This window comes from Erysipelothrix inopinata (genome assembly GCF_014396165.1).
GTDB classification, from domain to species: domain Bacteria; phylum Bacillota_I; class Bacilli_A; order Erysipelotrichales; family Erysipelotrichaceae; genus Erysipelothrix; species Erysipelothrix inopinata.
Genome location: NZ_CP060715.1, coordinates 382,597 through 397,705 on the forward strand (window position 1 = coordinate 382,597; position 15,109 = coordinate 397,705).

The 15,109-nt window shown below is 37.3% G+C and carries 13 protein-coding genes; all 13 read right to left on the reverse strand.

Features of this window, described 5'->3' with window-relative positions; genetic code table 11:
* Positions 1-29 precede the first annotated feature (29 nt).
* The 13 genes from uvrB to H9L01_RS02015 all read right to left on the reverse strand — a co-directional run bounded on the left by uvrB (position 30) and on the right by H9L01_RS02015 (position 15,102).
* The gene (gene uvrB, locus H9L01_RS01955) at positions 30-2,000 is read right to left on the reverse strand and encodes an excinuclease ABC subunit UvrB (RefSeq protein WP_187534323.1); all 1,971 of its coding nucleotides are present in this window, start codon (positions 1,998-2,000) and stop codon (positions 30-32) included.
* A complete protein-coding gene (locus H9L01_RS01960) occupies positions 1,990-3,504 on the reverse strand; it encodes a S41 family peptidase (protein WP_246449135.1) in 1,515 nt (504 codons plus the stop codon). The genes uvrB and H9L01_RS01960 overlap by 11 nt, the downstream gene beginning before the upstream one ends.
* A gap of 63 nt (positions 3,505-3,567) precedes the next feature.
* Positions 3,568-4,134, reverse strand: a complete 567-nt coding sequence (locus tag H9L01_RS01965) for an NAD(P)H-dependent oxidoreductase (RefSeq protein ID WP_187534324.1) — start codon at positions 4,132-4,134, stop codon at positions 3,568-3,570.
* Positions 4,135-4,196: 62 nt separating this feature from the next.
* Entirely contained in the window at positions 4,197-5,687 is a 1,491-nt protein-coding gene (locus tag H9L01_RS01970) for a murein hydrolase activator EnvC family protein (RefSeq protein WP_187534326.1), read from the reverse strand.
* A gap of 67 nt (positions 5,688-5,754) precedes the next feature.
* The gene (locus H9L01_RS01975; protein WP_187534328.1) at positions 5,755-7,131 is read right to left on the reverse strand and encodes a murein hydrolase activator EnvC family protein; all 1,377 of its coding nucleotides are present in this window, start codon (positions 7,129-7,131) and stop codon (positions 5,755-5,757) included.
* Positions 7,128-8,033, reverse strand: a complete 906-nt coding sequence (gene ftsX / locus H9L01_RS01980; RefSeq protein WP_187534329.1) for a permease-like cell division protein FtsX — start codon at positions 8,031-8,033, stop codon at positions 7,128-7,130. The genes H9L01_RS01975 and ftsX overlap by 4 nt, the downstream gene beginning before the upstream one ends.
* Entirely contained in the window at positions 8,026-8,715 is a 690-nt protein-coding gene (ftsE, locus tag H9L01_RS01985) for a cell division ATP-binding protein FtsE (protein WP_187534331.1), read from the reverse strand. Before ftsE ends, ftsX begins: the two co-directional genes overlap by 8 nt.
* A gap of 47 nt (positions 8,716-8,762) precedes the next feature.
* Positions 8,763-9,608: a YitT family protein gene (locus H9L01_RS01990; protein WP_187534332.1), complete on the reverse strand. Its 846-nt coding sequence runs from the start codon at positions 9,606-9,608 to the stop codon at positions 8,763-8,765.
* A protein-coding gene (gene prfB, locus H9L01_RS01995; RefSeq protein WP_223151040.1) for a peptide chain release factor 2 occupies positions 9,609-10,713 on the reverse strand; the annotation gives its coding sequence in 2 pieces (ribosomal slippage) (positions 9,609-10,640 and positions 10,642-10,713; 1,104 coding nt in all). It lies immediately after the preceding gene.
* A gap of 5 nt (positions 10,714-10,718) precedes the next feature.
* Positions 10,719-13,064 (reverse strand): preprotein translocase subunit SecA, encoded by a 2,346-nt coding sequence (secA, locus tag H9L01_RS02000; protein ID WP_187534336.1) that lies wholly within the window; start codon positions 13,062-13,064, stop codon positions 10,719-10,721.
* Between the two features lie 88 nt (positions 13,065-13,152).
* On the reverse strand, positions 13,153-13,350 hold the full coding sequence (locus H9L01_RS02005) for a cold-shock protein (RefSeq protein WP_187534338.1): 198 nt from the start codon (positions 13,348-13,350) through the stop codon (positions 13,153-13,155).
* A gap of 43 nt (positions 13,351-13,393) precedes the next feature.
* The gene (locus tag H9L01_RS02010) at positions 13,394-14,080 is read right to left on the reverse strand and encodes a ComF family protein (RefSeq protein ID WP_187534340.1); all 687 of its coding nucleotides are present in this window, start codon (positions 14,078-14,080) and stop codon (positions 13,394-13,396) included.
* A complete protein-coding gene (locus tag H9L01_RS02015; protein ID WP_187534341.1) occupies positions 14,005-15,102 on the reverse strand; it encodes a DEAD/DEAH box helicase in 1,098 nt (365 codons plus the stop codon). Before H9L01_RS02015 ends, H9L01_RS02010 begins: the two co-directional genes overlap by 76 nt.
* Positions 15,103-15,109 lie beyond the last annotated feature (7 nt).

The following is a 15,109-nucleotide window of genomic DNA, read 5'->3' on the forward strand; positions in this document are numbered from 1 at the left end:
ATAAACAAAAGAAAAACCCATTTCTGGGTTTAAAGTTCAGCTTTCATCTCAAGGACAACATCACGTAATTGTGCTGCTCTTTCAAAATCAAGTATTGCTGCAGCTTCACGCATTTCTTTCTCAAGACGTTCAATAAGTTCCTCAACAGATTTCTTATCACGTTTTCCACCACGAACTTTCTTCGTAAGTTCTTGCGTTTCTTTACCAGCAATCACATCACGAATTTCTTTCTTAATGGTAGTCGGGATAATACCATGTTCTTCATTATAAGCAATTTGAATCTCACGACGACGTTTCGTTTCTTCAAGCGTACGTGTCATTGAATCAGTCATTTTATCTGCATACATAATAACATGTCCATTTTGATTTCGCGCCGCACGTCCAACAATTTGAACTAATGAGCGATAGGATCGAAGGAACCCTTCTTTATCTGCATCTAAAATAGCAATCAAACTAACTTCAGGTAAGTCTAAGCCTTCTCGAAGCAAGTTAATTCCAACCACCACATCATACTTACCGATACGAAGATCGCGTAAAATTTCGATTCGTTCAAGAGTCTTCGTTTCGTGGTGAAGCCACGCAACCTTAATTCCTGTTTCAAGTAAATAATTGGTAAGGTCTTCTGCCATTTTAACAGTGAGTGTTGTAATGAGAACCCGTTCATCACGTTCTTTACGAACACGAATCTGTTCTAAAAGATCGTCAACTTGACCACGGCTTGGCTTCACTTCAATCGTTGGATCTAAAAGTCCTGTAGGACGAATAATTTGTTCTACAATTTTGTGATCAACTTGTTCAAGTTCATAATCACCAGGTGTTGCTGAGACATAGATTGTTTGATTTTGTACTGATGTGAATTCATCAAAAGTCATTGGACGGTTATTGAGTGCACTTGGAAGTCGGAATCCATACTCTACAAGTGTTCGTTTACGACTTTGATCTCCATTATACATCCCACGGACTTGTGGTAACGATACGTGAGACTCATCAACAACAAGTAAATAATCATCAGGGAAGAAATCAAAGAGCGTAAACGGTCTCTCTTCTGGATTTCGACCATCAATATGCATCGAGTAGTTTTCAACTCCAGAGCACATTCCAAATTCACGAAGTGCTTCCAAGTCATAATCTGTTCTTTGTTTTAATCGTTGATGTTCAACTAATTTGTTTTCTTTCTCAAAATAAGCAAGTCGTTCTTTCAATTCTTCTTCAATGCGATCTGCAGCAGAACGAATTTGAACCATATCACGAGCATATTCATTGGCAGGGAAAATATCATAGACTCGATATCCATCACGAACATTTCCTGTAATCCGATCAACTTCTACAATTCGGTCAATTTCATCACCAAAGAATTCAATACGCACAACAATATCATCACGGTCACCACGTACAATCTCCACAACATCACCACGAACACGGAATGTTCCCACTCTTTGTTCCATATCATTTCGAGTATATTGACGTTTCACAAGATCCATCATTAGTGTTTCACGAGATATTTCTTGACCAACACGCATTACGTAAAGCATTGCTTTATAGTATGCAGGGTCCGCTGTAGCATAAATAGACGCAACCGAAGCAACAATAATTGTATCACGTCGCTGTAAAACAGAGTTTTGCGCAGCATGACGCAACATATCCAATTCTTGGTTAATCATTGAGCTTTTTTCGATATACGTATCACTACCCGGCAGATATGCTTCTGGTTGGTAGTAATCAAAATTTGAGACAAAGTATTCAACACGGTTTTCTGGAAAGAATTCTTTGAACTCAGAATACAATTGTCCCGCAAGTGTTTTATTATGAACAAACACTAAAGTTGGTTTATTAACCTTCTCGATAACTTTCGAAACCGTAAATGTCTTACCCGTTCCCGTCGCACCCAAAAGAACTTGTTCTTTCTTGCCAGCATCGATACCTTCAGTTAATTCAGCAATCGCTTTTATCTGATCACCTTTTGGTTCATATTGCGAAACAACTTTAAATTTAGTTTCCATTTTTTACAACCTCAATAGCTTTATTCAGTTGCACATCACGTTCTGCTTTGTGCATCGACCAATCTCTTACGACAGCACTGTAGACTTGTTTTGTTAATTCAAGATTTATAGATTTATTATATGGAACATTAACCGCATTCGCAAAGCTTGCTAGCGCAGCATCGGTAGCACTATCATAATATCCATCTACTCTTCCTTGATGATATCCAAGATAACTTAATCCTTTTTGAACATATGAAACAGCACCATGGACTGAGTCATAAGGAATGTTCTCATTCTCATCAATTTGAGGGAACTGTGCATAGAATATATCGGCTTGTTTAACTTCAACATCCGGAACAATTCCTACTTCATGAATACTCTTACCACTTGGCGACAACCACTTCGCGATTGTTAATTTAATCGAACTTTGGTCACCAAAACTTCTTTGCGTTTGAACTGTTCCCTTACCATATGAGGTAACACCTACTGTTTTAACATTTAGATTCTCACTTAGTGCCAAAGTCATTACTTCGGATGCGCTCGCAGTATCACCATTAATTAAAATCACAATATTCTCGAATGGATACTGGCTCGCCACACTATTATCAGTAGTATAGGAAACTACTTTTCCATCTGTGAAATCTTCTTGGTAAACTACTGCTTTATTATCAAGGAACAGCTTACTAATTTCTTGAATTGCTTGAAGATATCCACCACCATTATCACGAAGATCAATAATCAAACGATCAACATTTGAGTCTTTAAAGTCTTTTAAGTACATTTCAGTATTTTCTGCGAGTTTATTTCCGAAAGAAGAAATCTCTAAATAACCAATATTATCTTGAATGATTTCTCCCCAAACAACAGCAGTTACACGGCTTCGAACAATATCCATGTTTAACGTTTCACTGCCACGTAAAAATTCAAGTTTTACGGATGTTCCTTCTTCACCTACGATATGTTCTTTAATTTGATCGGATTTCCAAGTTTCAATGGATTCACCATCAATCTTTACGAGAACATCTCCAGCTTTAACGCCTGCTTTTTCAGCAGGGGAATCTCTGAATACGCGTGTCACAACATTGGCACCTTCACCACTATAGTACTGAATCCCAATACCCACAAAATCCATATTAATAGATTGATTGAGTTGTAACATTTCGTCTTTAGTCATATAGGTTGAGTGAATATCACCGTTCATCTCAAACATACCCTTTATTGCATTGTCCATAATTTCGGTTTCTGGATCTTTCATATCTCTTGTAAAGTACCAGTCTTTAACTACTTCGTTATAAATTCTTTCAAACTTCGCAACGTTTCCAGAACTTGATGGCGTCCCATTCACACTGACCAGTCGGTTAAATTGCCATCCTAGAAAAAACGAAAAAATAACGGAGGCTGTAACCGTTATAATGATCTTCTTTTTTCTCTTTTCTTTCGCAATTTCATCCGGCCAACGATGGCGTTCAAGTTTAATACTTACTTTATTGTTTTCGTTATTTTCTTTTTCCAAAATGACCACCTCAATATTATTAAGTGTACCACATTCACCTTTTAGAATAAATAAAATTCCTCTTGCGAGGAATTAAACTAAATATTCATTAATTTCTTTCATAAAGTTCTCACGGCTTTCTTCCATGTGAACTGTAGGACAGTGAATCCATGTTGTATTTTCAATACCTACCATACCAAAAATCCCTTGAATCATTGTCTTTTCAATTGGATCACCAAGTACGGATAGAAACTCTTTATTGATATTTCCTGTTGTGAATACTGCAGATTTTTTGATTCCTAAGATTCCTTTGATGTTATGATTTTCATCTTGAACATAGGTTTGTCCTTTAAGGAATACTTTATCAAAAAATCCTTTCAACATTGCAGGTGCACCATACCACCAAATTGGGTGAATAAAGATTACTTCATCCGCTGCTTTCAATCGATTAACATAATCTTCAGCTTGAGTATCTGCATACTCTCCCTTACCGAACACACGGAGATCTTCCGGTGTAAAATCAGGTTTGAAGCCATCTGCGTGTAAATCAATGACATCGACTTCATTCCCTTTTTCATTTAGTAATCGTTTTGTTTCTTTAAATACATGATGATTAAAACTTCCATCCCAAGGATGTGTATAGACAATAAGTGTTTTCATATTGATCCTCCTCATACTTAGTAAGCCTACCAAATGAGTATGTATAATTCAACACTTAAACTCTAAATTGGATAGTAATTTTCTGGGTTCAAGCGACATGGCGTTGATCCCTTAACATCACATCGTGACCATTGTCCACCCGAAGAGCCACCCAATCCAAACTGTCCATCTCTTTGATATGCATTAAAGTTATTAATTGCTTCTTGTAAACTGCTGGTTCCTAGGTCGAATAGCTCAACGTGAACATGAGATCCTGTTGAAGCACCCGAGTTACCCACACGACCAATTACTTGTCCCGCCGATATGAAATCACCCGGAGAAACCGCAAAACTATTTGCTTGCATATGCATCATTAAAGTGCCGTAAACTTTGTCACCAACTTTTACGATCGTGGACATATAGTTACCCATACCACCATTACAGGAGAAACTTCCCGTTGTGGCACAACCACCCTTAGCAACAACGACAACTCCCGTTCCGGTTGCATAAATTGGATTTCCAGTTGCTGCAGCGAAGTCAGTTCCTAAATGCGTTCCGCCTCCGAGCCAACCCGGATAACTCCATACAGTGGCAGAAATATGGTATCCAGTCGTAGGATTTATAAATCCATTCCCTACAATTGGAGGTTTCGTATTTCCACCATTGTCATTACCGCCGTTATCGTTGCCACCATTATCATTACCACCATTGTCATTGCCACCTTCGTCAGGTTTCGGAACAACTGGTTTTGGTTTATCAATAGCACCAATTTTATCTGCAATATCAGAGTTGAATTGGACTTCAGAAACTTTTTCAGCTTCTTTTGTTTCAAGAACAGTTTTCTCTTTAGCTAAAGTCTCACCAATAAAAACAAGTTGTCCCTCATATTCTTTGGCACTGTTACGTTGTATTTCCGCGATTAATCTCTTATCTTCAATTGCTACTTTTTGATTTTCAAACATCGCTTGATCTTTACTCAATGCTTCGCGTTCATTCAATACATTGGTTGCCATTTCAGCGTTCTGTTGACGAATAGCACTCATTGCTTCAATACGACGAACGATGTCAGCAAAGTCACTGGAACCCATAAGAAACTCAATGTAACCATTGATTCTCATTGTTCCTTGTACATTAACCATATATTCTTTGAGATCTTCCTCAAGTTCCGCAATTTTAATTTGACGTTCTTCAATTTTAGTTTGTGTTACAGCAATTTCTTTTTCAATTGCTGCAATTTCAACATCAACATTTGCGATTTGTGTTTCGTAGTCTTTTATAATTGCACGATATTCTTCAATCTTACCTAAGTTTTCAACGATGTTTCCTTCAATAGCTTTTCTTTCTGCGGCAAGCGCTTCTTTCTCGCTATTAGAGGTTCCACTCTTATTTCTTAGATACGTTCTAAATTCTCCACAAGTTGCTTCATTATTCCAATACTCCACACTACCACATAGGTTGGACCAATACTCTTCTTTACCTGAAAAATCTTCAGCCGCGTTGATATTTTGTAAGTTCAGAGAAATAATGAGCGATAGTGCGATCAGAAACATGCTTACTCTCGATTTTATTTTCATATTGTCCTCCTGTTTTAAAAAAAGGCGAGCTATCATGTGATAACTCGCCATAAAGTTATCATTAAGGTTATACTCCGTAAACTGCTTTTGGATCCAGTCTACATGGTGGCCCGTAGCTTGTACATGGTCTACCATCAGTATATGCAGAACCGGTACCAAAGTTTGGTGACCCATTCCAACGATCATATGCGGCATTAATGCCATCATCCCCTAAATATATAACTTCAACATGTAAGTGTGGACCGGTTGACGATCCCGTATTTCCTGATAAAGCAACAAGTTGTCCGGATGTAATTGGTGATCCTGAACCAACTTTTAAACTACCATTTTGAAGATGGGCGTATAAAACACCATAGACTTTATCCACACCATCGACATTTACAGAAATCATACTGCTTACGTGGTTTCCATATCCCCCACCACATGATCTATTTCCTTCAACACAACCATTTTGAGTTCCAACAACAACACCGTTTCCCGAAGAAACAATTGCGGTACCTCGGCTTACACCAAAGTCAGTTCCGTTATGTCTTCCGCCACCATATTGTGGTGGATAGTGCCATACTCCAGCTGTGATCGAATAGGAACCTTGTACTGGGTTATGGAATCCAAGTGATGATACAGTTGATTCACCAATTTTATTAATCTTTGAAGCATCAGCAGCGATTTTGCTATTGATATTATCAGCTTGAGCTTGTAATTCCGCTTCTTCTTTATGAAGTTCCGAAATAATGCTTAGGACTGATTTTTCAAGTTCTTCTGCCTCTGCCTTTTGTGTTACCGCAAGTTCTTGATCCTCAACAAGATTCGCCTTTTGTATTACTTGAAGATCTTGATCTTCTTTTAGCGCCTCGCGTTCAGTTTCTAACCCTTGCACAATTTCTTCATTTCGACGACGAATGTGAGACATGCCTTCGACACGACGCACAACATCAGAGAAATCCTGAGCACCCATTATAAATTCTATATATCCGTTAACGCGCATTGTTGACTGCGAATTTAACATATATTCTTTTACTTTGAGTTCTTCTTCTTTTATTTTTTCAATACGTGCTTCAATTTCTTCATCAAGTTTTTCTATTGCTTCTTCAGAAACTTTGATTGAAGCTTCTATTTCAGAAATGAGTTCTGTTTTTTCTTTAACTAAACCTTTATAGTTTTCAAGTTCTTTATAGTGATAATCAAGGTTTGCTTTGATATCTTTGGTTGAATTCTTAAGTTCAGCCAAGCTTGACTCTTGTTCTTTCACTTCGTCCTTTAAATAAGTACGGAATGCTTCACAACGTTCTTTGTTTTGTTGATACCATTTTCCTTGGCAATTTGTAAAATAAAACTGTTTATCACTAAATGGCGGATATTGATCCGCAAATATCGGAGCAAAAAAAGACAGGATCAGAAATAATACCAACATGATTAATATCGAATTTCTGAATATCTTTTTCATCGTGTCCACCTCAACAATTTACCTACTGATAGTAAGGAACCAATTGCACCAACTCCTACACCAATCGCTACTAGTATAAGCGAAGATTGGTAAACAAGGGGGCTTGGTGGCACAAGAGTGAACATACGTGATATTAAAAATCCTCCAGTAGCATCATATAAGTATTGATATCCAAATATTGAAACGAGGACTGGAATTATCGATCCAATCAATCCAATCAACATTCCTTCAATAATAAATGGCCAACGGATGTACCAGTTTGTGGCACCCACCGTTCTCATAATACTAATTTCACGACGTCGTGAATGAATCGATACACGAATCGTATTTGAGATTAGGAAAATTGCGACGATACCAAGTGCCGCAACTATTACAACACCAATATAACGCACTTGTTCAAGCGTTGAAATAAAGGTAGAGGTTGCACTCCCACCATAAACAGCTTTATAAACTCCTTCAACGCCACTGATGCGCGCTGTAGCATCTACAAGTTGATCACCAGATACTGCTTGAACCAAGAATGCATGTGTAAACGGATTGTTCTCACCACGGAATGGCCCAAACAATTGTTCAGAATCTGCACTTTCATCCAGTTGAATAAATGCTTCGAGTTCTTCATCTTTCGACGAGAATTTAACTTCTGCAATACCAGGTAATGCTTTAATTTCTTTTTCGATTCGATCAAGTTGATCTTGAGCTTCATAGTTCTTATCAACTTGAACGTGAATTTGAACACTTTGTTCTACTTTCTTAGTGATTTCAGTTAAGTTTGAACTTAAAAATAGGAACGCAGCCATAATTAATAAGGTCACTGTAACTGAGGAAATACTCGATAGTGATAACGCAAAGTGACGCGTTACTCCTTGAAATCCTTCACGAATATGACGCCAAATTCTAGTCATGATTAATATATCCTCCTGAAGTTAAGTCTGCAACCACATGTCCTGCATCAAGAGCGATTGTTCTTTTCTTATTTGTATTCACAATATCAACATCATGAGTAACCATTAAAATAGTGGTATTTTCCTCATGATTAATTTTTTCAAGTAATTCAATAATTTCTGTTGATTTCTCAGGGTCCAAGTTCCCTGTAGGTTCATCAGCAATCAATAATTGTGGTTTGTTCGCAATCGCACGCGCAATCGCGACACGTTGCTGTTGTCCACCGGATAATTCCATTGGATATGAGTTTGCTTTCTCACTTAAATCAACCAAACGAAGTACTTCTCGAACTCTTTGGCGAAGTTTAACACTTGGTGTATTCACAACTTCAAGTGCAAAAGCAACATTCTCAAATACAGTTTTATGCTCTAAGAGTTTAAAGTCTTGAAACACAACTCCGATGCGACGACGATACAAAGGAACTTTAGAATGTCGTAATTTCCCAACATTATAATCTCCAACAATTACTGTACCTTTTGATGGAATTTCTTCACCGTCTAAAAGCTTAATGAGAGTGGATTTTCCCGAACCTGTAGGACCGATGATATAGACAAACTCACCTTGATCCACACTTAAATTTACGTCATACAAAGCATTGACACCATTTTTATACTGCTTTGATACATTAGTCATTAATAACACATTTACCACTCCTTGCTTTTTAATTATAACATAGACATATTTTTTATTTATATTTTATAGAACCCTAACCCATGTACTTCCGTAACATTGGATACAATTAAAAATGCATTCGGATCAACTTCTTTAACCATCTTTTCCAATTCATTATACTGCTCTTTTAGTAAAACAGTCATAATAATCTCTTTCGAATCCTTCGTATATCCACCTCGAGCACTAATAAGTGTCGACCCTCTTTCAAGAAGTTCGTGAATATGATCAAGAATTTCATCATTTTTATCAGATATGATGAAGATTTGTTTTGCTTCTTCACCACCAAACATTTGAATTTTATCAACTGTGTGCGTTGCTGCATAGATAGATAAGAAACCAATTAACACTTCATTCAAGCCATACGTTTTCAATCCCACTAGGACGGTAATCGCATCAACGATTAAAATCCAAATAGAAACTTTGATACCTGTATACTTGGAAAGAATTAGAGGAGGAATATCCATCCCACCTGTACTGGCACCTGTTCTAAAGGTCAATCCCAAGCCGACACCGGTCAGCGCACCACCAAATATTGAAGCTAAAATGGGGTCAACAGGAACACTCATATTTAATCCACCCAATAGATTCACAAACGTAGGATAAAGTATGGAACTTGCCAATGTTTTTAATGCAAACGACTTACCTAAAAAAACAAATCCTAAGATAAACGAAGACACAATAATAATATTAATCATGACTTCCGGTTCTATCTTGAAAATAGGATAAAGGGCGATTGCAACACCTGCAACACCGCCCGAAAGTATATTATTAGGTAATATGAAAAATACGACAGCCACCGCTAAAATTAGGTTACCAAGAACCATTAATACAATATCACTCAAATGACTACGAATATTCTTCATCTAAACACCTACATTCATTTTAAGATAGGCTTCAATAAAGTCATCAATTTCACCATCTAGTACATCATCATATTGACTCGATTCATACTTTGTACGGTGATCTTTTACCATTGTATAAGGATGCGCAACGTATGAACGTATTTGAGATCCCCATTCAATCAGTTTTTGATTGCCTTTAATTTGAGCCATTTCTGCTTGTTTTTCTTCAATCTTTCTTTGATACAACTTACTCTTGAGCATCGTCATCGCTTCTTCTCTGTTTTGAAGTTGACTTCTTTCACTTTGACATGTGACCACGATACCTGTTTCTTTATGAGTAATTCTTACTGCAGAATCTGTTTTATTAACATGTTGTCCACCCGCACCACTTGCGCGCATTGTATCAACATTAATATCTTCAGGATTGATTTCAATCTCAATACTATTATCGAACTCCGGAGATACATCCACTGACGCAAACGACGTATGACGTCTTCCAGATGAATCGAAAGGACTGATTCGAACTAATCGATGAACACCTTTTTCTGCTTTGAGATAACCATAAGCAAAATCACCACTAATAGAAACTGCCACTGATTTAATACCAGCTTCATCACCATCAAGGTAGTTAAGCACACTTACCTTGTAGCCTTTATCCTGAGCCCAGCGTGTATACATACGATAAAGCATCTCTGCGAAATCTTGACTTTCTGTACCACCCGCACCTGGATGAATTTCTAAGATAGCATTTTTTTGATCATAGTCATGACTCAGTAAAACAAGAATTTCAAAGTCTTGCAACTTCGCATTCAAGGTTTTAAGTTCATCTTCAAGAAGATCACTAAAATCCTGATCAAACTCTTCTTTCAACATACTAACCGTATCTCGACATGATTCATAGCCTGAATATAAGAAATTGTATTGGTCAACGACCTTCTTAATTCGGTTGAGTTTTTGAATATGAGCGGCGCTGGATTTATGGTCATCCCAAAATCCATCCGCTAACATTTCTTGCTCTAATATTGCTACTTCTTCACTTTTTTGACCTAAGTCAAAGTGAATCACCGAGAGCTTTCAACTTTTCAATTGAATCCTCGACAATTTGATTCAATTCGAATAATTCCATTTATATCACCCTTGTCTGTATTCGATATTTACATTCATGCAGAACATTACGATGTCTCGTGCAATTTGTCCAAGCATTTCTTCAAACATTTCAAAACCTTCAGTTACATAAGCTTGTAATGGTTTTTCTTGTGCATACGATCTGAGGTAGATTCCCTCACGTAATTTACTCATTGCATCAATATGATCAATCCAAGCACGGTCCATCATTTGAAGTGCAAGATCTTTTTCTACTCTAGTGAATTGATCTCTCACATCTGCAATCTTAGCTTCGTATTTCTTCCAAGCATCATCAACAATCATGCTTTGCATTTCCTGATCTGATTTACCATTCAACATTTCTACAGTTACCTTGTCATCAACTAAGGATAACTTTTTAAGAGCTTCGATAAGTTCAGGAACATTAACTGCTTGATTCTTAGATTCCATATCACGATAAGATGCAATTGTGTCTGAAACAACACGATTGAACATTTCTAAGATAATGGAGTGAATGTCTTCATTATCAAGAATGTGATTTCTTTGATCATAAATAATTTCACTTTGTTGACGTAAAACATCATCATAGTCAAGAAGCGTCTTACGAACATCAAAGTTCACACCTTCAACACGACGTTGTGCCGCACCAATTTGTTTTGTAATTGTCTTGTTTTCAACAGCAACATCTCCAAATTTCGAGAAGATACCTTCATAGCGCTCACTACCGTGACGAACCATAAGATCATCCTCAAAAGAAACGAAGAATTGTGAGAACCCAGGATCACCTTGTCGACCCGAACGTCCACGTAATTGGTTATCAATACGACGTGATTCGTGACGCTCACTACCTAATACAGCAAGACCACCTAATGCTTTAACTTCATCATCAATCTTAATATCGGTACCACGACCAGCCATATTGGTTGCGATTGTGACCGCACCTTTTTGGCCCGCATTTTCGATGATCATCGCTTCACGTCCATGGTTCTTAGCATTCAAGACTTCATGTCGGATCTTACGTTGTTTCATCATCATACTTAAGTACTCACTGGTTTCAACAGCAACTGTACCAACTAGAACAGGTTGCCCTTTTTCGTTAAGTTCTTGCACACGTTGAATTAAGGCTTCAAACTTCGCATTTTTAGTTCCATATATTAAATCAGATGCATCCTCACGGACAACAGGTCTGTTTGTAGGAATTTCTAAAACACGCATGTTATAAATTTGTAGGAATTCTTCTTCCTCTGTTTTCGCAGTCCCTGTCATCCCTGATAGTTTTGCGTAAAGACGGAAAAAGTTTTGATATGTAATGGTTGCAAGTGTTACGGATTCTTGTTTAATCGTTACATTTTCTTTTGCAGACAATGCTTGGTGGAGTCCATCTGAGTACTCACGACCTTCCATTAAACGTCCTGTAAATTGGTCAACAATTACGACTTGGTTGTCTTGTACAACGTACTCAACATCTTTTGCCATCGTATAGTTTGCTTTTAAAGCATTGTTGATATGATGAACAAGTGATGTATTGTCAATGTCATATAAGTTATTAATTTTAAATGAACGTTCTGCTTTTTCAACACCTGCTTCGGTAAGTTGAGCTGTTTTTGATTTCACGTCTACAACAAAATCTGCACCCTCAGTAAGCTTCTTCGCAAACTTGTCAGATTGAGTATAGAGTTGCGCACCATCACGTGCACCCCCTGAAATAATCAATGGTGTTCGTGATTCATCAATAAGAATCGAGTCAACTTCATCAATTAATGCGAAGTTTAAAGGTCTCAGAACACGGTCTTGAACTCGAGTGACCATGTTGTCACGCAAGTAATCAAATCCTACTTCTGAGTTTGTTGTATATGTAATGTCGCACTCATAAACTTCTCGTTTTTGAGTTGCAGTAAGTTGACGTAAATTACATCCTACAGTCAAGCCTAAGAAACGGTGAATTTCACCCATCCACTCAGCATCACGTTGAGCCAAGTATTCGTTAACTGTAATGATGTGGACACCTTTACCACTTAAGGCATTGAGGTATGCAGGTAAGATTGCCGTTAAAGTTTTACCTTCACCAGTTTTCATTTCTGCAATGTCACCTTTATGTAAGATGATACCACCCATCAATTGAACTACGTATGGGAACTCACCAATAACACGGTATGCAGCTTCACGTGCTACAGCAAATGCTTCCACCAATAAATCATCAAGTGTTTCACCTTTTTCAATTCTTGCTTTAAATTCGTTTGTTTTATTTTTTAATTCTTCGTCGCTTAATGATCGAATCTCGTCTTTTAATGCATCAATTTCATATGCAGTTGTTTCGACTTCTTTGAGAATTTTTCGATCGCCGTTAAACAGATTACTTAAAAATCCAGCCATATATTCAAGCCTCCATTCCTAGTTATTGTACCACATTTATTTTTGATAATAAATCACTAAAAAAGTTGGTTTTGACCAACTCTTTCTCTTATATCTTCACAATATTATGAGCTTGTACACCACGCTCAGTTTCAATCAATTCGAATTCGACTTCTGTACCTTCTTCAATCGTCTTGAATCCTTCCATGATTAAGTGTGAATAATGAAAGAAAACATCTTGATCTTCCGTTGTCGTAATAAAACCAAATCCTTTATTTTGATTGAATTTTTTTACTTTGCCTTGCATTAATTAAATACCTTCCTTTATAAAGAAGTATACGTTAGACCCACTAAAAAGGCAAGTGAAATCGCTTACTTCCAGAACTCGATTTGTTTACACTTTGATACCTACAGTTATAGGCATAGGTAATGTAAACCACTGAATGACACAAATGGTGAATCAAGTCATGAACACGAAGTAACGTACTCCCTGTTGTGAGAATATCATCTACCACAATAATATTTTTTCCACGTATGCTGTTCTCATCTGCAAGATAAATATGATTCGCACTCTTTTGTCTTTCGACTTTATTGAGTCCAACCTGACGATAATCACTTTTTTTCACAAAAACATTTTCGATTATGGGAAGCCCAATCCCCTTACACATCCAAAACATTGCGTCAAAACCTCGTTTTATTTTTGCTTCTTCAATTGATGGCGGATAAATTATAAAGTAATTTTTGTATCTTATTCTTAATGCCATTGAATACTGTGCGAAGAATACGGGATACAATGCTTGGTCAAAGCTTTCTTTGTACCTTAGGATTAATTCACGTGCATCCTTCTCGTATGGTATCAAGGAATTTATTTCGAGTTGCTCAATATGTATTTTTTTTAATTGCGGATTGAGTCTCTGTTGGCAATCACCACATAAATAAATATTTCCCAAGAAATAGTCAATTAACGACAAGTTTTGATGTCGTTTCTCAAAACAGACTCGGCATCGGTATTCGCTTGATTTATTTTGTTTACACATCGGATAATACTTTGATTTTTCATCGTACATAAAAAGACACATTCTCCTTTCGTTGATTTTCCTCTATCTACCCGCCCCGCAATTTGAATCAGTGAAGCATCCGTGAATACACGGTGATTGGCTTGATACACAACAACAAAACAATCAACAAAGGTTACACCACGTTCCAATACCGTTGTGGTAATCAAGTATTTTTTATCTTTTCGAAAAGAATCGAGTTTTTCTTTTTTATCCTCTGTATGAGATGTGATGTAAGGAGCATGAAGTACTTTCGCTAATCGCTTCGCTACATACCGTGTTGGAACAAAAATCAAGATCATCTCATTGCGCCACGAATAAATAATTTCGAGCAATCTTAAGAATAACAAACCCGTACATTTCACTTGAGGCACTGGTAGTTGTCTTCCCGTTGGTCTAATCGGTAGTTTTAATGTTCTTATTTTAGGCATCGATTCAGTTGCGGATAGGTAAACACAATTTCCACGTACACTACGCGTGAGAATTTGTTCCAGGTAATCGTTATTCTTATATGGAAAGGCATCCGGCTCATCGACGATAAGAATATCAAAATAATCATAATAACGATGCAATTGGTGGGTTGTACAGACTACTAAATCTCCTTGTAGATTTTCGAGACTCCCTCCACAAACAATTACGATTTCGACATCTGGATAATAGTCTTGAAGTCGTCTACCTAACTCTAAAACAACTTCCCTTCGCGGAATAGTCCACCCAATTCTTACGCCGTGTCGTAAACACCACGTTACTAATGGAATACATATTTCAGTCTTACCGGCGCCACATACAGCATCTACTAAAACTGATTCATGTTGGACAATTTCAATAATTTGCTCACTGATATCTTTTTGCTGGGGACTTAGATCAAAGGGCATCCGAGCAGTTAACGTGTCATTAACATAATAAGAACGATCTTCCTCAAGACGCTGATGCATCAAGCACCGACGACATACACCACCATAAAAAAAATACTGTTTCTGAGCGCCACAGTATTTACACGTCATAACATCA